Origin of the sequence: Amphritea atlantica, assembly GCA_024397875.1 — a bacterium.
Taxonomy (GTDB): domain Bacteria; phylum Pseudomonadota; class Gammaproteobacteria; order Pseudomonadales; family Balneatricaceae; genus Amphritea; species Amphritea atlantica_B.
The window spans coordinates 396,413-422,500 of sequence record CP073344.1 but is presented as its reverse complement, the minus strand read 5'-3'; the positions used below and the strand labels follow the sequence as shown (position 1 = coordinate 422,500).

Annotated in this window: 27 protein-coding genes and 1 rRNA gene (1 of these 28 running past the window's edge); 1 reads left to right on the top strand and 27 read right to left on the bottom strand. The window is 51.3% G+C overall.

Annotation, left to right across the window (positions count from 1 at the left end; all coding sequences use genetic code 11):
* The 18 genes from KDX31_01790 to KDX31_01705 form a co-directional block, all read right to left on the bottom strand.
* Positions 1–85: ribosomal RNA gene (locus KDX31_01790) — 16S ribosomal RNA — on the bottom strand; it reaches 1,458 nt to the left of the window's first position.
* Between the two features lie 760 nt (positions 86–845).
* Positions 846–2,261, bottom strand: a complete 1,416-nt coding sequence (der, locus tag KDX31_01785) for a ribosome biogenesis GTPase Der (protein UTW03794.1) — start codon at positions 2,259–2,261, stop codon at positions 846–848.
* A 94-nt stretch (positions 2,262–2,355) separates the two neighbouring features.
* A complete protein-coding gene (gene bamB, locus KDX31_01780; protein ID UTW03793.1) occupies positions 2,356–3,504 on the bottom strand; it encodes an outer membrane protein assembly factor BamB in 1,149 nt (382 codons plus the stop codon).
* Between the two features lie 3 nt (positions 3,505–3,507).
* A complete protein-coding gene (locus KDX31_01775; GenBank protein UTW05260.1) occupies positions 3,508–4,155 on the bottom strand; it encodes a tetratricopeptide repeat protein in 648 nt (215 codons plus the stop codon).
* Positions 4,156–4,198: 43 nt separating this feature from the next.
* Positions 4,199–5,461 carry a histidine--tRNA ligase gene (gene hisS / locus KDX31_01770; GenBank protein UTW03792.1) on the bottom strand — a complete coding sequence of 421 codons (1,263 nt, stop codon included), beginning with the start codon at positions 5,459–5,461 and terminating at the stop codon, positions 4,199–4,201.
* 33 nt (positions 5,462–5,494) lie between these two features.
* Entirely contained in the window at positions 5,495–6,463 is a 969-nt protein-coding gene (locus KDX31_01765; protein ID UTW03791.1) for a helix-turn-helix domain-containing protein, read from the bottom strand.
* Positions 6,460–7,221: a type IV pilus biogenesis/stability protein PilW gene (pilW, locus tag KDX31_01760; protein UTW03790.1), complete on the bottom strand. Its 762-nt coding sequence runs from the start codon at positions 7,219–7,221 to the stop codon at positions 6,460–6,462. Before pilW ends, KDX31_01765 begins: the two co-directional genes overlap by 4 nt.
* A 40-nt stretch (positions 7,222–7,261) precedes the next feature.
* Positions 7,262–8,395, bottom strand: a complete 1,134-nt coding sequence (gene rlmN / locus KDX31_01755) for a 23S rRNA (adenine(2503)-C(2))-methyltransferase RlmN (GenBank protein UTW03789.1) — start codon at positions 8,393–8,395, stop codon at positions 7,262–7,264.
* A gap of 53 nt (positions 8,396–8,448) precedes the next feature.
* Complete coding sequence (gene ndk, locus KDX31_01750; protein ID UTW03788.1) at positions 8,449–8,856, bottom strand: nucleoside-diphosphate kinase; 408 nt, start codon at positions 8,854–8,856, stop codon at positions 8,449–8,451.
* A gap of 165 nt (positions 8,857–9,021) precedes the next feature.
* The gene (gene iscX, locus KDX31_01745; protein ID UTW03787.1) at positions 9,022–9,216 is read right to left on the bottom strand and encodes a Fe-S cluster assembly protein IscX; all 195 of its coding nucleotides are present in this window, start codon (positions 9,214–9,216) and stop codon (positions 9,022–9,024) included.
* Positions 9,217–9,248: 32 nt separating this feature from the next.
* A complete protein-coding gene (fdx, locus tag KDX31_01740; protein UTW03786.1) occupies positions 9,249–9,587 on the bottom strand; it encodes an ISC system 2Fe-2S type ferredoxin in 339 nt (112 codons plus the stop codon).
* On the bottom strand, positions 9,587–11,461 hold the full coding sequence (hscA, locus tag KDX31_01735) for a Fe-S protein assembly chaperone HscA (GenBank protein UTW03785.1): 1,875 nt from the start codon (positions 11,459–11,461) through the stop codon (positions 9,587–9,589). Before hscA ends, fdx begins: the two co-directional genes overlap by 1 nt.
* A 7-nt stretch (positions 11,462–11,468) precedes the next feature.
* Positions 11,469–12,008 (bottom strand): Fe-S protein assembly co-chaperone HscB, encoded by a 540-nt coding sequence (gene hscB / locus KDX31_01730; protein UTW03784.1) that lies wholly within the window; start codon positions 12,006–12,008, stop codon positions 11,469–11,471.
* A 79-nt stretch (positions 12,009–12,087) separates the two neighbouring features.
* Entirely contained in the window at positions 12,088–12,411 is a 324-nt protein-coding gene (gene iscA / locus KDX31_01725; protein ID UTW03783.1) for an iron-sulfur cluster assembly protein IscA, read from the bottom strand.
* 36 nt (positions 12,412–12,447) lie between these two features.
* Positions 12,448–12,834, bottom strand: coding sequence for a Fe-S cluster assembly scaffold IscU (iscU, locus tag KDX31_01720; protein ID UTW03782.1), 387 nt, complete (start codon positions 12,832–12,834; stop codon positions 12,448–12,450).
* 35 nt (positions 12,835–12,869) lie between these two features.
* A complete protein-coding gene (locus tag KDX31_01715) occupies positions 12,870–14,084 on the bottom strand; it encodes an IscS subfamily cysteine desulfurase (GenBank protein ID UTW03781.1) in 1,215 nt (404 codons plus the stop codon).
* A 33-nt stretch (positions 14,085–14,117) separates the two neighbouring features.
* The gene (gene iscR / locus KDX31_01710) at positions 14,118–14,603 is read right to left on the bottom strand and encodes a Fe-S cluster assembly transcriptional regulator IscR (protein UTW03780.1); all 486 of its coding nucleotides are present in this window, start codon (positions 14,601–14,603) and stop codon (positions 14,118–14,120) included.
* Between the two features lie 138 nt (positions 14,604–14,741).
* A complete protein-coding gene (locus KDX31_01705; GenBank protein ID UTW03779.1) occupies positions 14,742–15,476 on the bottom strand; it encodes an RNA methyltransferase in 735 nt (244 codons plus the stop codon).
* Between the two features lie 138 nt (positions 15,477–15,614).
* On the opposite strand from KDX31_01705, the gene KDX31_01700 reads away from it, so the two are divergent.
* On the top strand, positions 15,615–16,418 hold the full coding sequence (locus KDX31_01700) for an inositol monophosphatase (protein ID UTW05259.1): 804 nt from the start codon (positions 15,615–15,617) through the stop codon (positions 16,416–16,418).
* Positions 16,419–16,552: 134 nt separating this feature from the next.
* Here the strand turns inward: KDX31_01700 and KDX31_01695 are convergent, their stop codons facing one another.
* The 9 genes from KDX31_01695 to mutL all read right to left on the bottom strand — a co-directional run bounded on the left by KDX31_01695 (position 16,553) and on the right by mutL (position 26,068).
* Positions 16,553–17,848 carry an adenylosuccinate synthase gene (locus KDX31_01695; GenBank protein ID UTW03778.1) on the bottom strand — a complete coding sequence of 432 codons (1,296 nt, stop codon included), beginning with the start codon at positions 17,846–17,848 and terminating at the stop codon, positions 16,553–16,555.
* A gap of 33 nt (positions 17,849–17,881) precedes the next feature.
* Positions 17,882–19,066, bottom strand: coding sequence for an ATP phosphoribosyltransferase regulatory subunit (locus tag KDX31_01690; protein ID UTW03777.1), 1,185 nt, complete (start codon positions 19,064–19,066; stop codon positions 17,882–17,884).
* A gap of 23 nt (positions 19,067–19,089) precedes the next feature.
* A complete protein-coding gene (locus KDX31_01685) occupies positions 19,090–19,287 on the bottom strand; it encodes a DUF2065 domain-containing protein (GenBank protein ID UTW03776.1) in 198 nt (65 codons plus the stop codon).
* A gap of 137 nt (positions 19,288–19,424) precedes the next feature.
* The gene (hflC, locus tag KDX31_01680) at positions 19,425–20,297 is read right to left on the bottom strand and encodes a protease modulator HflC (GenBank protein UTW03775.1); all 873 of its coding nucleotides are present in this window, start codon (positions 20,295–20,297) and stop codon (positions 19,425–19,427) included.
* Positions 20,297–21,490: an FtsH protease activity modulator HflK gene (hflK, locus tag KDX31_01675; GenBank protein UTW03774.1), complete on the bottom strand. Its 1,194-nt coding sequence runs from the start codon at positions 21,488–21,490 to the stop codon at positions 20,297–20,299. The genes hflC and hflK overlap by 1 nt, the downstream gene beginning before the upstream one ends.
* Positions 21,491–21,546: 56 nt before the next feature.
* Positions 21,547–22,866 carry a GTPase HflX gene (gene hflX, locus KDX31_01670; GenBank protein ID UTW03773.1) on the bottom strand — a complete coding sequence of 440 codons (1,320 nt, stop codon included), beginning with the start codon at positions 22,864–22,866 and terminating at the stop codon, positions 21,547–21,549.
* An 8-nt stretch (positions 22,867–22,874) separates the two neighbouring features.
* A complete protein-coding gene (hfq, locus tag KDX31_01665) occupies positions 22,875–23,111 on the bottom strand; it encodes an RNA chaperone Hfq (protein ID UTW03772.1) in 237 nt (78 codons plus the stop codon).
* Between the two features lie 118 nt (positions 23,112–23,229).
* Complete coding sequence (miaA, locus tag KDX31_01660) at positions 23,230–24,207, bottom strand: tRNA (adenosine(37)-N6)-dimethylallyltransferase MiaA (protein UTW03771.1); 978 nt, start codon at positions 24,205–24,207, stop codon at positions 23,230–23,232.
* Entirely contained in the window at positions 24,173–26,068 is a 1,896-nt protein-coding gene (gene mutL, locus KDX31_01655; GenBank protein UTW03770.1) for a DNA mismatch repair endonuclease MutL, read from the bottom strand. Before mutL ends, miaA begins: the two co-directional genes overlap by 35 nt.
* Positions 26,069–26,088 lie beyond the last annotated feature (20 nt).

Below are 26,088 nucleotides of genomic sequence, written 5' to 3'. Positions count from 1 at the left end.
AAGCTACTCTCTGTTACCGCTCGACTTGCATGTGTTAAGCCTGCCGCCAGCGTTCAATCTGAGCCATGATCAAACTCTTCAGTTTAAATCAAGAATGCCGGAAAAAGGCATTCGGTAAATCTAGCTCAAAGCATTAAACAACTTGCATAAAAACATTTGCATGAATTCACTTATGTGTCGCTTACTTTGATAAAGCTTTTGTGCTTCATCTCAACAAGCGCCCACACGAATTATCTGATCTATCTGTTAAAGAGCGTTGCTATCAACTCTCAACCGTTGCCAGTGAGTCGTCTCAAGCGAGGTGCGTATTCTACTCAACACCCCGTTGAAGTCAACCATTTTGTTTGAGAATTTTCAGTAAATTTTCAAACCATTCTGATCGCCTTCCTGTTTTGCTATCCCGACTCGATTAACAGATTTAACTCTGTGTTATCAAGGCGTTAAACTCAACAGCCCGACTTGTTTCAGTGACCGTTTCCGGTGGCTGTCTCAAGCGAGGAGCGCATTCTACATTCTGGAGCTGAGGAGTCAACAGGGGGAGCACGAAAAAGTTAAGAAATTGTGAAAAAATCGCACTTCGAAAAGACAAGTAGCTAGAACGCGGCTACGCCGCTGGCTAGACGTCGCTTCGCGACTTGCTAGTCGCTAGCAGAGCCTTCTTTATGGGTATTGTGAAAACCCACTTCGTAAGCGAGTCTGTAGAACAACAATCTCTTAAACCTTAAACATAAAAACCGCCTCGCGGCGGTTTTTATGTTTTGTTTTGCTTTTTCTAGCAGGAAACGCAGTTTCCGTTCTCGCCACTAGCAAGCGACGAAGTCGCGTCTAGCTCCTATAAAAGAACCTTATCGCTTTTTACCTTTCTTTTTCTGCTTATCATTGTGCAGTTTCTGACGTAGCTTTTTCATCACCTGCCGCTTTGTCAGCTCATTCTTTTTATCTTTGAATGGGTTTTCACTACTCTTGAACTCAAACCTCAGAGGTGTCCCTTTTATTCCCAGAACCTTAGTAAACTTATTCTCTAAGTAGCGCTTATAGGAACCAGGCAATGCGCTGGTCTGGTTTCCGTGGATTACGATAATGGGTGGATTTGATCCTCCCTGGTGAGCGTAACGCAACTTAATACGATTGCCATTGACCATTGGTGGCTGGTGATCTGCAACAATATCTTCCAGTAAACGGGTTAACTTGTTCGTTGCCCACTTTGTCATGGCGAAGCCATACGCTTCATCGACAGAGGCAAACAGGTTGCCTACGCCACTGCCATGCAAGGCGGAGATGAAATGCATCCGGGCGAAAGAGACAAATTCCAGGCGGCGGCGCAACTGCTCACGCACCTCCTCTTTCTCGTCGCCCGACATGCCATCCCATTTGTTAACCGCAATAACCAAAGACCGACCAGAATCCAGAACATACCCCAGCAGATGCAGATCCTGCTCCGATACACCTTCACGGGCGTCGATTACCAGTACCACGACATTCGCATCATTAATTGCACGCAAAGTTTTGATAATAGAAAACTTTTCAACTGCCTGAGTGACATTCTTGCGTCGCCTGATACCTGCCGTATCAATCAGCGTATAGGCTTCCTCATCCCTTTCGAATGGAATGTAGATACTATCCCGGGTGGTACCAGCCTGGTCAAATACAACCACTCTGTCTTCACCCAGGATCCGGTTCACCAGAGTCGACTTACCGACATTTGGGCGACCAACAATGGCGATTTTCTTTTGCCGCTGGCGTTCTTCATCCTCTTCAGATTCCTCCCGAAGCGGTAGTTCCGCCAGAACGTGTTCAATTAACTGGGTAACACCACGCCCATGTGATGCGGCGATCGGCAGAGGCTCAGATAAACCTAAGCCATGGAAATCAGCCATCGCGATTTCAGGATCAAGGCCATCGGTCTTATTAACTATCAGATAGCTTTCTTTTTCGGAACGTCGCAAATGGTCGGCAATCATCTCATCTGCAGGATTCAGTCCGGCACGTCCATCCACCAGAAACAGAACGATATCAGCTTCTTCAATCGCCAACAGCGACTGCTCAGCCATCTTATAATCGATACCCGCTTCATCACCTGAAATACCGCCGGTATCAACAACAATATAGTCCCGCTCACCCAGCCGGCCTTCACCATACTTCCGGTCACGAGTCAGACCAGAATAGTCAGCGACGAGCGCGTCGCGACTTTTTGTCAGTCTGTTAAACAGTGTCGACTTACCCACATTTGGTCGGCCGACGAGTGCAATTACCGGAAGCATATTTTTAGTACCAACTTTTTAGAAACTGTTTCATATAAAACAAAATGGCGGCTAACTGACATAACAGCTAGCCGCCTGATCAGAAGCTCTGCTGTTAGTTTAACTGAAGTGCGACCAGACGGCCGCCATTCCCAAGTACATACAGAACATCATCAACCACGGCCATATCACCACGCATACCGTCACTATCCACCTGATAACGGGCTACGAAATGCCCATCAACCTGGGACATGAAGTGCAGATAACCATCAAAATCTCCCACCACAACGGTGGTACCCAGTGCCACAGGCGCTGTAGTCTGGCGGTTTTCCAGTGCAGTCTGACGCCAGACACTGGCACTGCTGCGCTGATCAAACGCCTCTATAAAGCCATTCTCCTGACTTACATAGATATTGCCAAATCCAGCGGCAAGGCTCTGATAACTTGATGCTTTCTGCGACCAGAGAACCTGGGCATCTGAGGCGCTCACAGCAACAAGACGGCCCTGATAAGAGACAATATAGATAACACCGTTAATATAGAGAGGCCGGGCATCAATATCGATAAGACGCTCCAGCTCTGTTTTCCCCTCAGGAACCGTCACCTGACGCTCCCATAATTCCGCTCCACTATCATTACGAACAGCAACCAGCTTGCCGTTGGCAAACCCTGCAATGGTCACATTGGCGGCAACGATGGGTGCACTGGTGCCCCGCAGTGTCAGTCGCGGAATCTGACTGTCGTAGCTCCAGAGACGCTTACCGGTACTTATATCCATAGCGACCAGCTTACCATTCTGAAGCTGAGCAACCGCTATGTCGGTATTCATCTGAACCGGACTCAGGGTTTCACTACTGAGTTGCTGACGCCACATCTCAACGCCATCATCGGCACTGAGCATAACCACTTCACCCGGCTCGGTCGTCACAGCCACATGGTTCGGCCCAACACCTACTCCCCCTAAAACAGGGATATCAAGATCGGTTTCCCAGATCACCGCGCCATCTCCGCGGTTAATCGCAAACACTTTACCATCAACATCCAATGCATAAATAACATCGCCGTTAATGGCCAGACTAAGCTTGTTAAACTTGTCGCCCAGCCCCGCACCAACAGAACGGTTCCACAGGACACTGACCTCTTTTTCGGTCTGAAAATCAATCAGTTCAGCCGGTTCAATCTCGACCTCACCACCCCACCAGCCACATGCTGTCATCGTCAGCATACTGGTAGTAAGCAGTAACACTCTGCATAGCTGTTTCATCTGTTAACTTCCTTTTGCAGCCAGACTATCAAGCTTCAGGTTAAGCAGCGGACGCGCTCCCTGAGGGGCGTCAGCCGCAGCTGACTGATAGGCTGCCCGTGCTTTATCTACCGCTCCGGCCGCCAGATAAAGATCACCTTTCAGTTCAGCAACACTGACACTGAAACTCGGCTCTTTAAGCCCGTCCAGTAGAGTTATCGCCTTATCAGCATCACCCATGGCTGCCATAACCCGCGCTTTACGCATGGTGGCTACCGTTTTCATGACACTATCTTCTGACTGCGCCAACACCCAGTCCAGCTCGCTCAACGCAGCCTCATAATCACCTTTATCAACATACAGGCGCGCACTGAACAGAGCCCCAAAACGAGCATAGGCGGTATCACCGTATTCATCTTTAAGCGATTTAGCCAGATGCGCAGCAGTCGTCCGCTGATCATCGGTCGCTTGTGGCGCACTTGCCAGCTGTACCGCCTGAACCAGGTTCTGATACATTGTGCCGGCATTTTCAGCAGTGATACGCTGATTATTTTGCCACGCCTTCCAGCCGAAAATAACCGCCAGTGCCAGAGCGAGAGTCAGCACTAAAGACTTACCATTCTCTTTCCACCAGTTCTTTAACGCTTCAACCTGTTCTTCTTCAGTGCGCATATCCGACACAGCCAGCTCCTAATCGCCTTTCTAAATTTAGTTATTATGCCTGTTGCTGCTGCAGCAAGCTGCTCAGGTTGTTGACCTGAACATCGTATGTTGGTTCAGAGTTATACCACAGGTTTGCAACCAGCGAGCCGTTTTCTTCTCGAACCAGCACCACCCAGGGAGCGCCCACCTGTCGGGCTTTACTGCTGATATTTTTCAGACCACTGCAGTGCACCCTGATTCTCAAACCTGGAATTTCATCGCGTAACTGCTCAGCCAATACGATCAGCTGCGGCTGCAGCCCTTTATGCTCTGCCGCAAGGTAGAGATCAAATGGCTGCTTAACCGCTTCCGGAACCACGGCTAAGGTTTCCAACAGCAGAATAAGACGCTCGACCCCCATGGCGAACCCTACCGCCGGGGTTGGTCGCCCACCTAACTGCTTAACCAGACCATCATACCGCCCACCGGCACACACAGTACCCTGAGCTCCGAGCTTATCGGTGACCCATTCAAAAACGGTCTTGCAGTAGTAATCGAGTCCACGTACAAGACGCGGATTCAACTCATAAGCGATCCCCGCCTGATCAAGCATTGCACAGAGTTCGGCAAAGTGCTCCCGGGACTCTTCATCCAGATAATCACTCAATGAAGGCGCACCATCCAGCAGCAACTGGGTCTGAGGATCTTTACTGTCCAGAATTCTTAATGGATTGCTACTCAGGCGCCGCTGACTATCCTCATCCAGCTGATCTTTTCGCGCCAACAGATAGTCAACCAGGGCCGCTTTGTAATCGGCCCGCGCCTCGTTGCTGCCAAGCGAGTTCAGCTGCAGGGTAACCGAATCAATAATGCCTAACTGTTTCCACAAACGCGCGCTGAGCATTATCACTTCAGCATCAATATCAGCGGCGGCCATGCCAAAGGTTTCGACGCCGATCTGATGAAACTGACGGTAACGCCCTTTCTGCGGTTTTTCATAGCGAAACATCGGTCCCTGATACCAGAGCCGCTGAGTCTGATTAAACAGCAAGCCATGCTCTTCGCCGGCACGTACACAGCTGGCAGTACCCTCAGGACGCAATGTAAGGCTTTCGCCGTTACGATCCTCAAAGGTATACATCTCTTTCTCTACGATATCGGTGACTTCGCCGATGGAACGCTTAAAAAGATCTGTCTGCTCGACGATCGGCATACGGATCTCTGAATATCCATAAGCACCGAGCACCGATTTCACACTATTCTCAAGAAAATGCCAGACCGGTGTCTGGTCTGGCAGGATATCATTCATTCCACGTATGGCTTTAATCTTGGCCAATGTTCATTACCCGATCTGTTACGACTTTATTCATTATTGAGGCAGAGTTAAACGCACCACACCTGAACGGCTATCGCGGTTAAACTCTACCGGCGTACCATTAAAAAACACCTCGCCTACCGCTTCAACCTTGCCAAGCAGGAGCTTAATCGGTGTTTCTCCGGTAACACTGAGTTCACTTCCAGCAGGCTTAACCCGCATGGCCAGCACCTTACCGGTATGATCTTCAACACTAACCCAGCACTCATCGGTAAAGGTAATCCGCAGTGAAGCATCGGTACCGATGACCGGCTGCTGAACAGGTTCCTCGACGGCATCCCCCGCGACAACCAGAGTTTCTGGTCCATCGTCAGATTCAGTGGAAAGCGCCTCAACAGACGAATCCGTTGTGGCATCAACAGTGCTTTCTTCCTCAACAGCTTCTTCAGGCATAGCAGGATCAATCTCAGCCTGCATTCCCCCCTGAGCGTCAGACTCTTCGGTTATACCTGATGGTACGATCAGAGTACTGCCATCAACCGACTCAACTTCCACCGATTGCGCCGCCGGCATCTGGGATACAGGCTGCCCTTCTCCCTGCTGAGTTTTCCACCACCACACGGTCGCAGCGACGATCACCAGTATAAATATCCAGGCTGACCATTTAATAACCGGATCGCCAAGCTTCGCAGTTGACTGCACCCCTGGCGCAATACGAAACTGAGGCGCAGCGCCTGCCCCGGTACGACCATAAAGCCGGTCAAAAAGGTCCAGATAGCGCTTTGTGTCCAGTTTCAGCAGCCGGGTATAAGACTGCACATAACCGCGGGCAAACACCATACTTGGCAGCTCATTGAATGCACCACGTTCCAGTGAGTCGATATACTTCTCTGACAGCCTTAGCTCACGGGCCACATCACTCTTAGTCAGCCCCAGCTGTTCCCGGGCAACCGGAAGCTCGTGTGCCGGAAAATCTGTTTCGATTCCTTCAGCTTCTTGATTCAGCAACTGCTCATTACTCACGGAGTCGACTCCTTATACTGCTGATACTCTTCTGAATCCGGAAACAAGTTCTTGAGAATCAGACCATAGGTCGCAGCATCAATGCCGCTATTCTTCAGCCGGGAGATCTGCACCCCAAGCCACAGACTCTGCGCGGAATGCTGAACCTGCTTAGCATCCACCATTGCACTGTACTGGTCGAAAAAACTGACAGCCTCTTCCAGATCACCTTTCTGCAGCATCACATCAGATAGTTGCAAAATCGCCAGAGGTCTTTTCGGATTCAATGTCAGACTGCGCTTAAAGGCATGTTCAGCGGCGTCCAGACGATCAATCAGCCGATAACACCGGCCAAGATTTTCAAAGGCCTGGCTGCGCTGATTATAAAAGGGATCTTCGGTTGCCCGGCCCAGCTCTTTGCAGGCCTCCGGGTAGCGCTTACGGCTAAACAAAAAAGCGCCATAATTATTGTGCAGCATGGCACTATCCGGCTCTACCTTGATCGCTTTTTTAAAATAGCGCTCTGCCAACGGTGCATCTTGCTCTAACTGAAAAACCATCGCCAGACCGTTATAAGCCTGTGCAGAACCAGAATCAATCTCAATGGAGCGCTGAAAGGCAAGCTTGGCATTAGCGGTATCACTGCGGCGTAAATACTGCATACCCAGTGAATTGTACGCCTTAACCGCTTTAGGAGTGTCCTGCTCTGCTGTTGTAACCTGTTGTCCCGCACACCCGGTAATCAATAGACTAATCAGTAATATCAGATAACCTTTCAATCGTATTCACTCCTGGCGAGATTAGTTTCACTTTGCGTAATTAACGGGGCGGTTCCTGTTGCACACCACTGGCATCTTTCAGTGGGATATATTTTTCACTACGACGGGTACGGTCCATCACCTGCCCTACCAACTGCCCACACGCAGCATCAACATCGTCACCCCGGGTCCGCCGTACCGTGGTTATAACTCCGGCTTTAACCATGACCATTTTAAAGGCCTGAATCGCATCTTCAGACGGACGTCGATAGTCTGAATTCGGAAACGGGTTAAATGGTATTAGGTTTAACTTGCAGGGTAAACGCTTTAACAGCTTAACCAGCTGTTTTGCCTGACTTGGGTGGTCATTAACACCGGCAATCAGAGTATATTCAACTGTAATAACCCGTTTATCCTTCAAATTTGCCATATAACGGTTACAGGCATCAACCAGCTCGGCGATCGGATAGCGCTTATTAATCGGCACCAATTGGTCACGTAACTCATCGGTGGGCGCATGCAGTGAGATAGCCAGAGAAACGTCTGTGACCTGGCTCAGTTTATCGATCTGAGGCACGACACCCGCAGTACTTAAAGTAACACGACGCTTGGACAGACCGTAAGCATTATCATCCATCATCAGATGAATCGCATCGACGACGTTGTCGAAGTTCATCAGCGGCTCCCCCATACCCATCAGCACCACGTTGGTAACCCGACGGTCGCCATTGGGGTCAAACGGGCCAAATGAACGTATTGCCACCCGTACCTGACCGATCACTTCTGCAGCACTCAGGTTACGGTTAAAGCCCTGCTTACCGGTCGAGCAAAAGCTACAATCCAGCGAGCAACCAATCTGGGATGAGATACACAGAGTCGCCCGGCCGTTTTCCGGAATCAGTACCGCTTCAACGGCGGAGCCTCCATCCAGCTGGATCACCCATTTACGGGTACCATCCTTGGAGATATTCTGCACCAACACTTCAGGCTCGCGGATTTCAGAAACCTCACTCAGTTTCTGCCTCAGCGCCTTGCTGATATTAGTCATTTCATCAAAGCTGCTGGCACCAAACTGATGAATCCATTTCAGTACCTGAGTCGAACGAAAAGGTTTTTCGCCGATACTCACAAAGAACTCTTCCAGTTTTTTGGGAGAGAATCCGAGCAAGTTAGTTTTTGGAGTGGATTCAGTCATAACGGTCTCAACTTTCATGAAATGACGGGCCGCCGGTCAGCGGCCCGCAGGGATTACTTACCGAAGAAGTAAGCGATCTCGCGTTCAGCAGATGCTGGAGAATCAGAACCATGAACCGCATTCGCATCGATTGACTGTGCGAAATCGCGACGGATAGTGCCTTCAGCAGCTTCCTGTGGGTTAGTTGCGCCCATCAGGTCACGATTCAGAGCGATAGCATTTTCACCTTCAAGAACCTGAACCACAACAGGACCAGAAGTCATGAATTCAACCAGATCACCAAAGAACGGACGCTCTTTGTGCTCAGCATAGAAACCCTCAGCTTCTTCACGGCTCAGCTGCTTCAGTTGCATATCAACGATTTTCAGACCGTTAGACTCAAAACGAGAAACGATTTTACCAATAACGTTTTTTGCGACTGCATCAGGCTTGATGATAGAAAAAGTACGTTCGATAGCCATGTGCTATTAATCCTCTGTATAAAGTTCAGGGCAATTTGAAGCCGGCAGACTAAAGTCGCAGACTTGCCAGAAAAATGAAACGCGCAATTATACGCTATGCAATCCTCACTGAACAGCATCTCCAACCACGAAAAAGCCCGCATTTGCGGGCTTTTTCAGTATCTTCTACTGACGCTCTTCGATCCAGGCCATCTGAATCCCTTCCAGCACCTTTTCACCACAGCGATCAGGATCATCATCAAAGCCATCCAGCGCCATCACCCACTCATACAGATCAGGAAAGCTGACTGTCAGCGGATCGGTATCAGGATACTTTTCATCCAGCTCTATAGCGATATCGTAAACATCTACCCACTTCATAAACGCCTCCGGTCTGTCTTAAAACACGGGTTTCAATGACGCTCTGAAACCTGGTTGATCGTATATTTAGGGATCTCTACCACCAGATCATCATCACCCACCACCGCCTGACAACTCAAACGTGATTCCGGCTCCAACCCCCAGGCTTTATCCAGCATGTCATCTTCAAGCTCGTCTGACTCATCTAACGTGCCAAACCCCTCACGCACGATGACATGACAAGTCGTGCACGCGCAGGACTTCTCACAGGCATGCTCTATCTCAATCCCCTCACGCAAGGCTGCGTCACAGATAGTCTCACCCACATCAGCCTCAATCACCTTGCCCTCTGGACACAGTTCATCATGGGGCAAAAATATAATCTGCGGCATCAGGAATCTCCCTCAATCTCTTGAATACTATGCCCTTTAAGAGCATTTTTAATACTTTGATCCATCCGGCGTGCAGCAAAATAGTCACTGGCCTGAGACAATATTTTTACACCATTTTCAATGGCAGAAGCATCCGATCCGTTTCGCAACGCCAGCAGAATAGCCATCTGCTCACGCAGATGCTCCACCTCTTCGGCGCTCAGCAACGACTCGCCATCGGTCTGTATCGCCTGCTCCAGCGACAGCAGCAACCGATCAGCCTCAACCTGCTGTTCGCGCAGATTTCGTAACTGCATGTCACCTTCAGCAAAGCTGTAGGATGCCTTCAGCATCTCGGCAATCTCATTATCATCCAGACCATAAGATGGCTTCACCTGAATTTCGCTTTCAACCCCCGTAGACAGCTCTTTCGCTGAGACCCCCAGCAAACCATCCGCATCGACCTGGAAGGCGACCCTGATTTTAGCAGCACCCGCCGCCATCGGAGGAATACCCCGCAGGACAAACTGAGCCAGTGAACGACAATCTTCAACCAGCTCGCGCTCCCCCTGCACCACATGAATCATCATTGCCGTCTGGCCATCCTGATAGGTGGTAAATTCCTGCGCCCGGGCAACCGGAATCGATGTGTTACGGTGAATAACCTTTTCCGCCAGTCCGCCCATGGTTTCGAGTCCCAGCGACAGCGGCAGCACATCCAGCAGCAACATCTCGCTGTCAGGCTTATTACCCGCCAGTACATCGGCCTGAATAGCCGCACCTACAGCCACCACCCGATCGGGATCAATATCGATTCGTGGAGCACGATCAAAAAACTGTTCAACCCGCTCACGCACAACCGGAACCCGCGTGCTGCCACCAACCATGACAACATCATGGACCTCTTCGATACTGACACCAGCATCCTTCAGGGTTCGGCGACAGGCGCGAATCGTTTTACTCACCAATGACTCAACCAGACTATCAAACAGTTCCCGGGAGACGGTTAAAGAGATCTTCTGTCCTGCATGTTCCAGATCAACCGAAACACTCTGATTGGCCGTCAGCATCTCTTTTACCCAGCGGGCTTTCTCGGTCAGATAGCGGGATTCACCAGCAACCACCTCTTTGCCGCCGAGTTGTTCGAGAAACCATCGCGCCAGCGCCAGATCGAAATCATCACCACCCAGAGCACTGTCTCCTCCGGTTGCCAGAACTTCAAACACCCCTTTATTCAAACGCAAAATAGAGATATCGAACGTGCCGCCACCCAGATCAAAGACAGCGATAACCCCTTCAGCAGCCTTATCCAGACCGTAGGCTACCGCCGCCGCAGTAGGCTCGTTAAGTAAACGCAGCACCTTAATGCCGGCTAGCTGGGCTGCATCTTTGGTGGCCTGCCGCTGGGCGTCATCAAAATAAGCAGGCACGGTAATAACCGCGCCCTCGAGCTCGCCTTCCAACGAAGCGCGAGCACGGGACTTAAGCGTCCTGAGTATCTCTGCAGACACTTCAACCGGACTCTTATCCCCGGCTACCGTCTGCAAATATGGCATTCCACCATCCCGTTCAGTAAAACGGTACACCGCCTCACCCTCAAGCCCTTTCAGATCCTCAACACCCCGACCCATCAGACGCTTGACCGATACAATCGTATTGAACGGGTCTACCGCTGCTTTTGACAGCGCAGCCTGACCAACGACCACCCCCTGCTCGGTATAACGCACAACAGAGGGTAGCAAGTGGCTCCCTCCCTCATCAGGCAGAGTGGTTGATTCGCCACTGCGCACCGCAGCGACCAGCGAATTGGTTGTTCCTAAATCAATGCCGACAGCAAGCTTTCGCTTGTGGGGCTCAGGACTTTGTCCCGGTTCTGCAATCTGCAATAACGCCATAGTTGTTTTATTCGTCGAAAAGTTGATCTTCCAGAGCCTCAATCTCACGGCCCAGCTTATCAAAAAACTGCATCTTTCTGACACAGACCGCGGCTGCCTCGAAGGCTGAAGGCGTCGATTGTTGATAGTACGTATCAAACTGTCCACGCAGAGAACTCAGTTCCTGCCCAACCGCTACCCGAAGCATCTCCAGCTCAGCCTCCGGATCCGCTGCGCCAGCCACTTCCTCCAGCGACTCACGCAGTTCCATCTGCTGCATAAGGAACATCGGATCGAGCTGTTGCTGAGTTTCAGAGAAGGTATCAAGCCCCTCCAGCTTTAACAGATACTGAGCACGGGAGAGGGGGTTTTTCAGCGTCGACACAGCCTCATTCAGATAAGCCGTATATTGAACGGAAAGCCTGCGCTCCCGATCAGACAAATGTGAAAAGCGATCCGGGTGCAAGGTTTTTTGCAACTCCCGGCTTCGTTCAGACAGAGCCTGGAGATCCAGCTGATACGTCACCGGCAGAGCTAAGAATTCAAAATAGTTCTGGGAAATATCCATCATCTAACCAGCAGGTGAAAAAGAAGTGTTATACATTACCACAGCGCCCGGATAAACAGGCGCCATGATAACAAAGGGCTCAGATATTAAAGCTTTCGCCGCAACCGCATTCGTTTTTGACGTTAGGGTTATTAAACTTAAAACCCTCATTCAAGCCCTCTTTAACGAAGTCGAGCTCAGTGCCATCGAGATAGAGCAGACTCTTAGGATCGATAACAACATTTACACCGTCAGTTTCAAACACCTGATCTTCATCCTGGATATCATCAACAAATTCCAGCACATAAGCCATACCGGAACAGCCTGAGGTACGAACCCCCAGTCGGACGCCAAACCCATGACCGCGGGTTTTGAGATATTTGCTGACATGGTCAGACGCTGCCGGTGTCATTGTAATTGCCATGAATCCGCTTACTCCATCGAGCCCTTAGCTCAGTTATTACTTCTTCGCCTGTTTTTCTTTGTAATCGGCAACCGCCGCCTTGATCGCATCCTCTGCCAGTACAGAACAGTGAATTTTAACCGGCGGTAGCGCCAGCTCTTCTGCGATCTTAGTGTTTTTCAGATCCTGAGCCTGATCCAGCGTCATACCCTTGACCCACTCAGTTACCAGCGAACTGGAAGCAATGGCAGAACCACAGCCATAGGTCTTAAACTTGGCGTCTTCAATAATACCATCGTCACTGACCTTAATCTGCAGACGCATAACGTCGCCACAGGCCGGAGCACCAACCATACCAGTACCGATATTATCGTCCTGGTCATTCATTTTGCCAACATTACGAGGATTTTCGTAATGATCGATAACCTGTTCACTATAAGCCATAACGACCTCCTAAAGCAGTATTCACCCGATAAAGATTAATGGTGAACCCATTCAACTTTGCTTAAATCCACACCGTCTTTATACATATCCCACAAAGGAGAAAGTTCACGGAGCTTACCTACTGCTGTGCGAATTTCATCGACAGCCCGATCAATATCTTCTTCAGTCGTGAAACGACCAATTGAGAAGCGGATGGAACTATGTGCCATCTCATCATTCAGCCCAAGTGCCCGCAACACGTATGAAGGTTCCAGGCTCGCGGAGGTACAGGCCGAACCGGAAGACACCGCCAGATCTTTAAGTGACATCAGCAGTGACTCACCCTCAACATAGTTGAAGCTGACATTCATGTTGCCGATATAGCGCTGATTTTCAGAGCCATTCAGGTAGATCTCTTCCATATCGGCAAGACCATCCCAGAAACGCTTACGCAACGCTGTTATCCGCTCTTTCTCCTGATGCATCTCCGCCTTGGCAATCGCCGCCGCTTCACCCATTCCCACAATCTGATGGGTTGCCAGGGTACCGGAACGCATGCCGCGCTCATGACCACCGCCATGCATCTGCGCTTCCAGACGAACCCGCGGTTTACGGCGAACATAGAGCGCGCCCATCCCTTTTGGTCCGTACATTTTATGCGCAGAAAGGGAGATAAGATCGACTTTCATGCTCTCAACATCGATATCAATCTTACCGGCACTCTGTGCCGCATCTACGTGCAACAATACACCATTAGCCCGGGTAATCTCACCGATGGCTGCGATATCGTTAATCACACCAATTTCGTTATTTACATGCATCACAGAAACCAGAATAGTATCTTCACGCAATGCAGCGCTAACCGCTTGCGGCTGAATAATACCCTCCTTATCCGGATCAAGGTATGTGACTTCAAATCCTTCACGCTCCAGCTGACGGCAGGTATCCAGTACCGCCTTATGCTCAATCTTAGAGGTGATGATGTGCTTGCCTTTCTTCTGGTAAAAGTGCGCTACACCTTTAATCGCCAGATTATCAGACTCGGTCGCACCAGAGGTCCATACGATCTCCCGGGGGTCTGCATTGAGCAGATCAGCAACCTGACGCCGCGCTGTTTCAACAGCTTCTTCAGCCTTCCATCCGTACACATGTGAACGGGATGCCGGGTTACCGAAATTACCGTCCATAGTGAGACACTCAATCATTTTGTCTGCAACCCGGGGATCTACCGGTGTAGTAGCAGAATAATCAAAGTAGATTGGTAATTTCATTGTCTATACTTCTCCAAAAACCTGAGCCGTAGCTCAGGCAGTTACTTTTGCGGAAATAAGGGAGTCCTCAAATGACGCAATATGTCCGCGTTCCTGCCGTTCGGCAACGCTGCGCACGTCATTTCTTTCCATCAGATCAGCCAGCGATATCTGACTTAAAAAATCATGAATCTGACTACTCAGATCACACCAGAGATGATGCGTCAGACAGATATTGCCGTCCTGACAACTGCCGGTATGACCACAACCGGTGGCATCAACCGACTCATTTACAGCGTCGATAACCTGAGCAACATCGATATCCTGCTGCTCCCGGTTAAGCTGGTAACCACCACCAGGACCACGTACACTACGCACCAGTTCATTCCGGCGCAGCTTAGCAAACAACTGCTCAAGATAAGACAGGGAGATACCCTGACGCTCGGAAATATCTGCCAGACTTACAGGCCCCTTGCCGGCATGTATTGCCAGATCAAGCATTGCCGTCACCGCATAGCGGCCTTTTGTTGTTAATCGCATTACCAATCTCTCCGTCATTCTTCGTGGTTCAACGAAGCTGGTTGCATTATGCAATAACCAACTATTTTGGTCAACTATTAAACCAACCAAAACAGTCAACTATTACACGGTTCAACAACAGAGGCCTGCACGCAGGTCTCAGCTACCATTACGCTTCTGAATCGCAGTCAACATACCCCTGAGCACATTGACCTCTATCTTATCAGGCACTGCCCGTAAAATCAGGCGCCGCAACCTTGGCAACAGATTCCTCGGCTTCTCCGGATCGAGAAACTCAATCTCCGTCAGCGTTTGCTCGAGATGATCAAACATCAGCTCAACTTCACGTCCTTCAGCCAACTCCACATCCCACTCAGTGCCCCAGCGCGGTTTTACATCCTCCGCACCAAACACTTTCGCCATACGCATCTCGTAACTGATCACCTGTACCGCAGCGGCAAGGTTCAGTGAGCTGAACTGTTCATTTACCGGGATGTGCACATGCTGATGGCAACGTTGCAGCTCGTCATTCGTCAATCCCCGGTCTTCCCGCCCGAACACAATTGCCACCCGGGTCGTTTCCGGCAGCGGCGATACGATCGCCGCAAGCTCCCGCGGATTAACCAGAGGCCAGGGAATCGTCCGGCTTCGGGCACTGGTCCCCACCACCAGATGACAATCCGCCAAGGCCTCTTCCAGACTATCAACCACCATCGCCTGCGCCAGGATATCGCCAGCGCCGGACGCGCGGGCCTCAGCATCCGGATGAGGGAATTTTTTCGGCTTCACCAGACAAAGACCGGACAGCCCCATATTTTTCATCGCCCGGGCAACACCACCGATATTCCCCGGATGGGTCGTATTGACCAGCACGATTCGGACATTTTCCAGCATCTTTTACCCGCCCACTCAAAAAAGGGGCATATTTTATCAGATATTTGACAACTATTAATCCCGGACTGTTCTTTATATGACAACTGTTTTGTATAATGCCCGTTTTGCTTCCCTTACTGGTATTTACAGATGCAACCGATGGTTAATATCGCCCTGCGAGGGGCCCGCGTCGCAGGTGAACAGATCACCCGTTCAGTCGAACGACTTGATCTGATCAAATCTGAACAATCAAGCGTTATCGAATTCCTCGAAGACACTTGCAAACAAGCTGAACGCACTATCGTTAACGCGATCCATAAGGCGTATCCTGAGCATCAGATCAACTGTGAATATACAGGCACACACAAACCGGAAGACAAGGTTTGCGATGTTATCTGGACCGTTAATCCGATTGACAGCATTTCAAACTTTTCCAACGCTCTGCCAGTCTTTGCCCTGAGCATCGCCTGTCATCAGCGCGGCAAACTTGAACACGCCATCATCCTCAACCCTATTACTGGCGAAGAGTTCACCGCCAGCCGGGGCAGAGGCGCGCAACTGAATGGCAAACGCCTTCGGGTCAGCAACCGCAAACTGCTGGACAACACACTTATCGGCAGCGGTTTTTTTGGCCGCAGTAGCGATAAAGCCCACCTCGACAGCTTCCAGCAGATCTTTAAAAACATCACCCTGGAAAGTGGCAGCATCTACAGTGGCGGCTCACCTGCCCTGAATCTGGCGTACACCGCTGCCGGGCGACTGGATGGCTTTTTCCAGATAGGCCTGAACCAGTGGGAAATGGAAGCGGGCATCCTGATGATTCAGGAAGCAGGCGGCCTGCTGTCTGACTTCACTGGCAACAACAACTACATGACGTCCGGCAATCTGGTTGCCGGCAACCCGAAAATTCTGAAAGCCCTGCTACAGAATATTCGCCCGGCACTGAATGACGCACTAAAGTAAGCGGACAATTCAACCACTTACAGCAGCGACTGCTGCCATAAAAAAACCGGGCAATGCCCGGTTTTTTTTACTCCCCAATCACGCTTCAGACACAAAAAACCCGGCATATAGCCGGGCTTTTTCAGAGAAACAGATCAGACATCGAACGGATGACGCAGAACGATGGTCTCCACCCGGTCAGGGCCGGTTGAGATAATATCAATCGGCGCTCCGGTCAGCTCTTCCAGACGCTTAATGTAAGCAACGGCAGCAGCAGGCAGCTCAGCCAGAGTCTTCGCGCCCAGAGTCGATTCAGTCCAGCCCGGCATAGATTCATACACCGGCTCAACAGCCTCATAATCTTCGCTGCCACTCAAAGAAGTCACAACATTACCCTGCGCATCTTTATAGCCAGTACAGATTTCGATTGTTTCCAGACCATCCAGCACATCAAGCTTAGTCAGACAGATACCGGACACAGAGTTAATCCGGATCGCATGCTTCAGCGCAACCGCATCAAACCAGCCACAACGACGGGCACGCCCCGTAGTCGCACCAAATTCATGTCCACGCTCAGCCAGACGGGCACCGACATCACAACCCAGCTCGGTCGGGAACGGTCCGGAACCTACACGGGTGGTATAAGCCTTGGTAATACCCAGAACATAATCCAGATACAGCGGACCAAAGCCACTACCGGTAGACGTTCCGCCTGCCGTGGTATTCGATGAAGTCACATACGGATAGGTACCGTGATCGATATCCAACAACGAACCCTGAGCACCCTCAAACATGATGTTTTCACCACGCTCGCGGTATTCATGCAACTTAGCCGTCACATCATCGACCATCGGCCGCATGACCTCTGCCATCTGCAATGCTTCTTCCAGCACAGCCTCATAACTGACAGGCTCTGCTTTATAGTAGTTCTGCAGCATAAAGTTGTGATATTCCATCACCTCTTTCAGCTTGACCGCAAAACGCTCCGGATTCATCAGATCATCCACACGCAAACCACGACGTGCGACCTTATCTTCATACGCAGGACCAATACCACGACCGGTAGTACCGATCTTAGCTTCACCACGGGCAAGCTCACGCGCCTGATCAAGTGCAATATGGTATGGCAGAATCAACGTACACGCAGGACTCAGACGCAGACGCTCACGCACCGGCACGCCCCGACCTTCAAGTTCACCGATCTCTTTCAGCAGCGCTTCGGGTGACAACACCACACCGTTACCGATCATACAGAGTACATTTTCACGCAGAATACCAGATGGGATCAGGTGTAGTACCGTCTTCTCACCATCAATAACCAGCGTATGACCTGCGTTGTGGCCGCCCTGAAAGCGAGCCACGGCAGATGCCTGATCAGTTAACAGGTCAACGATTTTACCTTTACCTTCGTCGCCCCACTGCGTTCCTAAAACAACTACGTTTTTGCCCATTGGTTGTCTCTAGCGATTAATCATTCAAAAAATTTACAGGCTCTCGAGAACCCAAGTTCCATCCTGCTGCACCAACTGATGCGTGAACAGTTGCGCATCTTCCACAACCCGCTCATCCAGCATCGGTACAACACGCTCCCCCTGAGCTCTCAGCTTAGCCACAGCTTCCAGCGCTGCAGAATCGTCAACAGCCGGCACCCGCACCACTTTCCGTGCAGATTTATCCTGCACAGCTGACAACTCAACAAGAGTTTTCAGATCGGCGCTGAACCCGGTTGCCGGACGGGCACGACCAAAATCGCGCCCCACTTCATCATAACGACCACCCTTGGCAACAGCCTGCCCGAATGCCGGCACATACGCCGCAAAAACGACACCGGTATGGTAGTTATATCCCCGCAACTCACTCAGATCAAAATAGAGATCAAGCTGCGGATAGCGCTTCGATATCTGCTCCGCAAGGGCATCCAGATAATCCAGCGCTTCAATAATTGATTTTTCAACATCTGCAAAACAGACCCGTGCTTTCTGCAGCACCTCGCGCCCGCCATGCAGGGTTGGCAGCATAGCCAGATGTGCCTTAACACTCTCAGCAAGATCTGAGTTAGCCAGGAACCGTGCGATTTCAGGCAGATCTTTACGCTGTAACAGCTCAAAGTACTCGGCTTCCTGATCCGCACTCAGGGCAGCCTCACCCATCAGGCCACGGTAGATCCCCACATGGCCCAGGTCGAGACTCAGATCCTCATTAACCTGCATCGCATTCAGGGTTTCTACCATCAGTGAGATAATTTCGACATCACTGGCAACACCGGAATGACCAAACAGTTCAGCACCCACCTGCAGCGGGTTTCGGGACGCCAGCGGATTAGCTGGCAGTGTGTGTAGCACAGTACTGCAGTAACAAAAACGAACCGGACCCTGATTATTCAGATGGTTCGCATCGATACGGGCTACCTGCTGAGTAATATCTGCGCGAATGCCCAGCATCCGCCCGGTTAACTGGTCTGTAACCTTAAAGGTGTTCAGCTCCAGATCTCGCCCTACGCCAACAAGCAGGGAATCCAGGTGCTCGATCAGAGGAGTCATCACCAACTCATAACCCCAGGTATCATACAGATCCAGCAGACGCCGCCGTGCCGCTTCCACCTTCTGTGCCCGAGGCGGCAGCACCTCTTTGACGCCGTCTGGTAACAACCAGCGTTCTGCCAATGACATGTAACTCTCCGAAATACAGTGGATCAGTTAAATATATAAAGCAGGATGACGCCAGTCATCATACTTACAAAACCTGTTATACGCAGCCCCCGGTTACTCACCAACGCCAGTTGATGAACCAGGTTACGCCAGCGCTGCGGATAGAGAAAAGGCAGAATTCCTTCCATCACCAGCATCAGACAAAAGCCGATCAGTAACGGGTGCCAGAGCTCAGAATTCATTACCCACCTCAACACAACGGCACAGCCGCCACATAAAAAAACCGGGTCAAAACCCGGTTGAGGAATTCTACCACGGAACAGGCTATTTAGTGCAGCCTATTCCGTGGATTTTTTATACAACAATCGGCGTATTGCGATCACTTACCTTTGGAATTTCCCAGATAACGGAAGAAATCACTGTCAGGCTTGAGCACCATAATATCGCCCTGCTGATTAAACGCTTCTTTATACGCATTCAGACTGCGATAAAAGGCATAAAACTCAGGATCTTTATTGTAAGCCTGGGCATAAATATTGGCTGCCATAGCATCGCCTTCACCACGAACCTCCTGAGCATCACGGTAGGCATTCGCCTCAATAACCGCTTTCTGACGATCGGCATCCGCCTGGATACCTTCGGCAAGCTCTTTACCACGAGAGCGCAGTTCACGGGCTTCCCGCTCACGCTCGGTACGCATCCGCTCGTATACAGAGGCGGATACTTCCTGCGGCAGATCGATCTTCTTGACCCGAATATCGACCATCTCAATACCCAGCTCTTCCTTGGTCTGAACACTCAACGCGTTCACCAGCTCAACCATCAGTTCGTCACGCTCACCGGAGACCACTTCGGTCAGGGTTCGCTCACCAAACTGATTTCGAAGGCCCGCATCAACGTTCGGGAACAGCAGCTCTGCCGCTTTATACTCATCACCCGAAGTCGCGGTGTAGTATTTCTGCGGATCGATTACACGCCACTTAATAAACGAGTCTACGATCAGTCGTTTCTTTTCAACAGTCAGGTATGACTGAGGCTGCGCATCCAGCGTCTGCACCCGACCATCGAATTTACGAACCTTGTTGATAACCGGCCAGCGAACATGCAAGCCTGGCTTGATATCCGGGTTAACGATCTCACCGAACTTCAGCAGCACCGCCCGGTCAGTCTCTTTGATGATATACAGGGAGTTATAGCCGACCACGAGAAGAAACAGCGCGATCATTAATCCCGTCATAGATTTACCTGACATTAGCGTACCTCCCGTGATGTCGATTGCTGACGCTGACGAAGCTGTTCGATAACCTGATTAGTCACATCCCGCAGATCAGAACTATTTAAACGGCTGGCGCTACTACCGGTTGCCGCCCGGGGCCGGTTCTCGGTGAGCTTATCCAGTGGCAGATACATCATATTGTTGCCACCCTCAACATCGACCAACACCTTAGCGTTGCCCGCATACACTGCTTCCATCGCATCAAGATAGAGACGCTCACGGGTCACTTCAGGGGCTTTCTGATATTCAGTCAGCAGTGAGACAAAACGTTTTGCGTCACCCTCTGCCTGAGCCACAACCCGCTCACGATAACCGTTCGCTTCTTCCTTCATCCGCTGAGCATTACCCCGCGCTTCTGGAACAATACCATTACGGTAAGACTCAGACTGGTTGATAGAGCGCTGCTCATCCTCACGGGCCTTGATTACGTCATCAAACGCATCCTGAACCTGAGAAGGTGCTTTCGCTTCTTTAATATTGATCTGAGTAATCCGCAAACCGGTCTGATAACCATCCATATAGCTCTGCAGTCGCTCCTTCACATCACTACCCAGAATCTCACGACCCGCAGTCAGAATAGAGTTCATCTCAGAGGAGCCAACGGTATGACGCAGGGCAGATTCAGAGGCGTGCTGCAGGCTGGACTTAGGATCTCGAACCTTAAGTACATACTTAACCGGATCAGAGATAACATACTGAACCGTCATGCTCACATCAACGATGTTCTCGTCCTCAGTCAGCATCAGCGAACGGTGTTCGTAGGCGCTTACCCGGGTGACATTTTCAGTGGTAACATTATCAATCATCGGCGGATTCCACTGCAGACCCGGCATCACGGTTTCGTGATATTTACCAAGACGCAGTACAACACCACGCTCCTGCTGATCCACGGTATAGAAACCCATTACCGCCCAGCCAACCAGCAACACGACGGCAACAACCATCAGTAAACCGGCCGAAGAGCCCGCTGACGGACCGGAGCCGGAACCACCGCCACCTTTACTGCCGCCGCCTTTGCCAAAGATACCGTTCAGCTTTTCCTGCAGTTTCTGCAAGGCTTCATCAAGATCAGGCGGTCCCTGATCCTTTTTACCACCGCCGCGACGATCACCACCGTTATTCCAGGGGTCCTGATTATTCCCGTTACCACCAGGCTCATTCCAAGCCATACTGTACTCCGTTATAGAACTGTTTAAAGCATTAAAAAAATTGTAAGCAGCATAACTTAACTATGCAACCACTCGGGTTTGTTTACATTAACGCCAAGGTAGCGTTCCGGTGCAATATTCATACGACTTAATAGCTGCAGCAGATCTTTTTTCTGGATACGAACTTCCAGATCGATAACGCCCTGATCATCCACCACCTCATTCAGAACAGCCCCCTGGGCATAAAGCTGGGCACGCAAGCCCCCCTCTTCCGGCCTCAGGCTCAGCTGCTCATGAAAAATATCTCCGACCAGCAACTCAGTAATCGCCTGAAACAGCAGATCGATACCTTCACCCGATACTGCAGACAACCAGACCCGCACAGGCTTACCTTCATCGTTACGGTCGATGCGGGCGTCAGCCCGCTCAAGCATATCGATCTTATTGTAGACTTCGAGGGTCAGCACCTCATCAGCACCGATCTCTTTCAACACGGAATGCACTTCATCCATATGCGACTGACGATCTTCATCGTAGGCATCGATAACATGCAGCAGCAGGTCAGCCTCCGTGGTCTCCTGCAGAGTAGCACGGAACGCTTCGACAAGCTTGTGAGGAAGATGGCGTATAAAGCCCACCGTATCCGCCAGAATCGCAGGGCCCACGTCAGCCAGATCGATCCGCCGCAGGGTCGGATCCAGTGTTGCAAACAACTGATCTGCAGCATACACCTCGGCATCTGTGATGCGGTTAAACAACGTTGATTTACCGGCGTTGGTATAACCGACCAATGAGATAGTCGGCACCTCTGAACGACTGCGGGCACGACGACCCTGTTCACGCTGTTTACGCACCTTCTCCAGTCGCTTGAGAATACTTTTGATCCGCGCCCGCAGCAGTCGACGGTCAGTTTCCAGCTGGGTTTCACCCGGACCACGCAAACCAATACCACCCTTCTGTCGCTCCAGGTGGGTCCAGCCGCGCACCAGGCGGGTCGACATATGCTCAAGCTGCGCCAGTTCGACCTGAAGTTTACCTTCATGGGTGCGGGCACGCTGGGCAAATATATCCAGGATAAGTCCGGTACGGTCGAGTACGCGGCATTCGATCTCAAGTTCAATATTGCGTTCCTGGCCGGGGCTTAAACTGTGATTAAAAATCACCAGTTCAGCTTCATGCAGGCGCACAAGATCCTTCAGCTCTTCTACCTTACCAGAGCCGATAAACGTTTTGGGGTTTGGGAGACTGCGAGAGCCGGTTAGAAAGGCAACCGGATCTGCACCAGCAGACAAAGCGAGCTCTTCGAGCTCTTTGGGACTTTCGCGGTCCACTTCATCTGCCATATCGATATGAACAAGAATGGCGCATTCGCCAGACTCAGGGCGCTCAAAGAACAATGAATACCTCAGTCAGTCGATTCATCACCCTGCGGTAGTTTTACCGGACGGGCTGGAACCACAGTAGAAATAGCATGCTTGTAAACCATCTGGCTGACCGTATTTTTCAGCAAAATAACAAACTGATCAAATGACTCGATCTGCCCTTGAAGTTTAATACCGTTTACAAGAAAAATCGAAACAGGTACGCGCTCTTTACGCAGTACGTTCAGATAAGGGTCTTGTAGTGATTGCCCTTTTGACATTGGAAGCTCCTTCCCATGAGTAAGTGGTGCACCGCTTTAGGGGTATAATTTTATCCCGCGATACATAATGCTGTCTCAAAAAAGCCGGACAGCCCAAAAATATTTTTTCAGTACTGCATTATATAATGATCCCATCCAACAATTTCAAGGCATTCTTGGTTAAATTAGGGTCTGCTGAATCAAAATTATTCAGATTGTCCCAACTACGCAGCCAGGTAACCTGTCGTTTGGCCAATTGTCGCGTAGCGATGACACTTTTTTCGATCATTGTCGGGTAATCCCAGCGCCCCTCAAAGTACTCCCACATCTGCCGGTAGCCGACACAGCGAACCGAGGGCATCTGCAGATTCAGATCCCCCCGCTCCCAGAGCGCCCGGACCTCTGCCTCAAATCCCTGTCCGAGCATAATATGAAAGCGCTTTTCAATCCGCTCATGCAGGGTTTTCCGCTCACCGGGCATGACGCAGAGCTGAGCGACATTATAGGGCAGTCGTTGTGACTCTTGCTCCTGCCACATCTCCGTCATTGACCGGCCGGTCAGTTCGTAAACCTCCAGTGCCCGCTGCATCCGCTGTGGATCATTGGGGTGAATCCGCTGTGCCGCGACAGGGTCAACCCGCTGCAAGCGCTGATGCAGGTACTCCCAGCCATGCTCGGCGGCCTCCTGCAACAGCCGCTCACGAATGGTCTGATCCGCCTGAGGCAGGGTCGCCAGCCCTTTCAGCAGCGCCTGATAATAGAGCATGGTTCCGCCCACCAGCAGCGGGATTCGGCCTGCGGCACTGATCTGAGCCATCTCACGCAGCGCATCGGCCCTGAAATCAGCCGCCGAATAACTCTCGGCCGGATCCAGAATATCCACCAGCCGGTGCGGATAGCGGGACAAAAACTCCGCATCAGGCGTGGCGGTGCCGATATTCATATCCCGGTAGATCATTGCCGAATCGACACTGATGATGTCACAGGGCAAATGATCACACAGGGCCATCGCCAGATCGGTTTTGCCCGAGGCGGTTGGCCCCATCAAGAAAATCGCGGGCGGTAATGTCGGATCACTCAAATTACTGTCCCCGCATAAACAGGCTATCGAGATCATGCATCGACATCTGCGTCCAGGTCGGACGTCCGTGGTTACACTGCCCGCTCCGCTCGGTACGCTCCATATCCCGCAACAATGCGTTCATTTCAGGAAGCGTCAGTTGCCGGTTGGCCCGCACCGAACCATGGCAAGCCATGGTCGCCAGCAACTCATTGGTATGCTGCTGAATTTTCTGGCTGGTGCCGAACTGCACCATATCGCCCAGCACATCGAGAATCAGCTTACTGATATCAGCACTGGCCAGCGTCACCGGAACTTGCCGCACCACCAGGGTTTCTTCTCCCATCCGGGCGATCTCAAAGCCCAGTTTCGAAAACACCTCAACATGTTCTTCTGCACAATCCGCTTCCATAGAACTGACCGCCATACTCACCGGCACCAGCAACGGCTGACTGCGCACCCCTTCCGCTTCATAAGCCAGCTTCATCCGTTCGTAAACGACCCGTTCGTGGGCTGCGTGCATATCGACCACCACCAGCCCGGCATCATTCTGCGCCAGCACAAAAACACCGTGCAGCTGCGCAATGGCGTACCCCAGCGGTGGACACTCTGTATCATCGGACTGAGCCATCGGCGCTGCTGTCAGAGGCCCCGAAATATCCTGCTGAGGATGCAGCGCGCCATAACCGGAGATCTGCTCGCGTATCTGACCCGCCGTAGGACGATCAGTCTGATAACTGCCAGCGGCGGCGAAACCGGAGCCTGATGAGCGCTCCGAATCCCGCTGCAACTGATGCAGCGGCATGCGACTCTGCTCAAAACTCTGTGGCGACAGCGACTGGCCCGGAACCGCACTTAACAAAGCACTCGCCGCCGCACCTGAGATAGCCGGCTCAGCGCCCTGCTCCGGTCGTATATCAGCGATGACCCGGTGAGTGGTACGGAAGATAAAATCATGCACCAGACGGGTCTCACGAAAGCGCACCTCATGCTTGGTAGGATGCACATTCACATCCACCAGCTTCGGATCCAGCTCCATATAAAGCACATAGGCAGGGTGACGCCCATGATAGAGCACATCCTGATAGGCCTGACGCAACGCATGGGCAACGACTTTATCGCGAATAATCCGGCCATTAACAAAGAAATACTGCAGATCAGCCTGGCTGCGGGAGAATGTTGGCAACGCCACCCAGCCCCACAAGCGGAGTCCGGACGCTTCCGCACTGACATCCACCTTCATAGAGTTTTCAATAAACGCCGGGGACAGCAGGGTAGAGATACGCCGTTCCTGCTCAGTTTCGCTGACAGCCGGGCGCAGTTGATGGATCACTTTCTGGTTATGGCGCAACGTAAAACCGACATCAAACCGGCTCAGCGCCAGCCGCTTGACCACCTCTTCCAGGTGTTTAAATTCAGTTTTTTCGGTTTTGAGAAACTTGCGACGCGCCGGAGTATTAAAAAACAGATCCCGCACTTCAACGGTTGAACCCTGGGGATGTGCCGCAGGCGAGACTTCGGCGGTCATATCCCGCCCCTCGGCCTGCACCTGCCAGCCAGCCTCCTGGCCGGCCGTACGTGAAGTCAGCGTCAGACGGGATACCGAACTGACCGAAGCCAGCGCCTCGCCACGAAACCCGAGACTTTGCACCGCTTCAAGATCATCCAGATTGAGTATTTTACTGGTCGCGTGACGACTCAGCGCCAGTGGCAGATCATCTTTCTCGATCCCCTGCCCGTCATCACGCAGGCGGATCAGTTTGACGCCACCCTGCTCGATATCCAGCTCAACCCGGCCAGCCCCCGCATCAAGACTATTTTCCAGTATCTCTTTAACAACAGAAGCGGGACGTTCAACAACTTCACCGGCGGCGATCTGGTTCGCCAGCCGGGGAGTCAGCAAGTGTATTCGGGACATATTACAGATTACAAATAGTT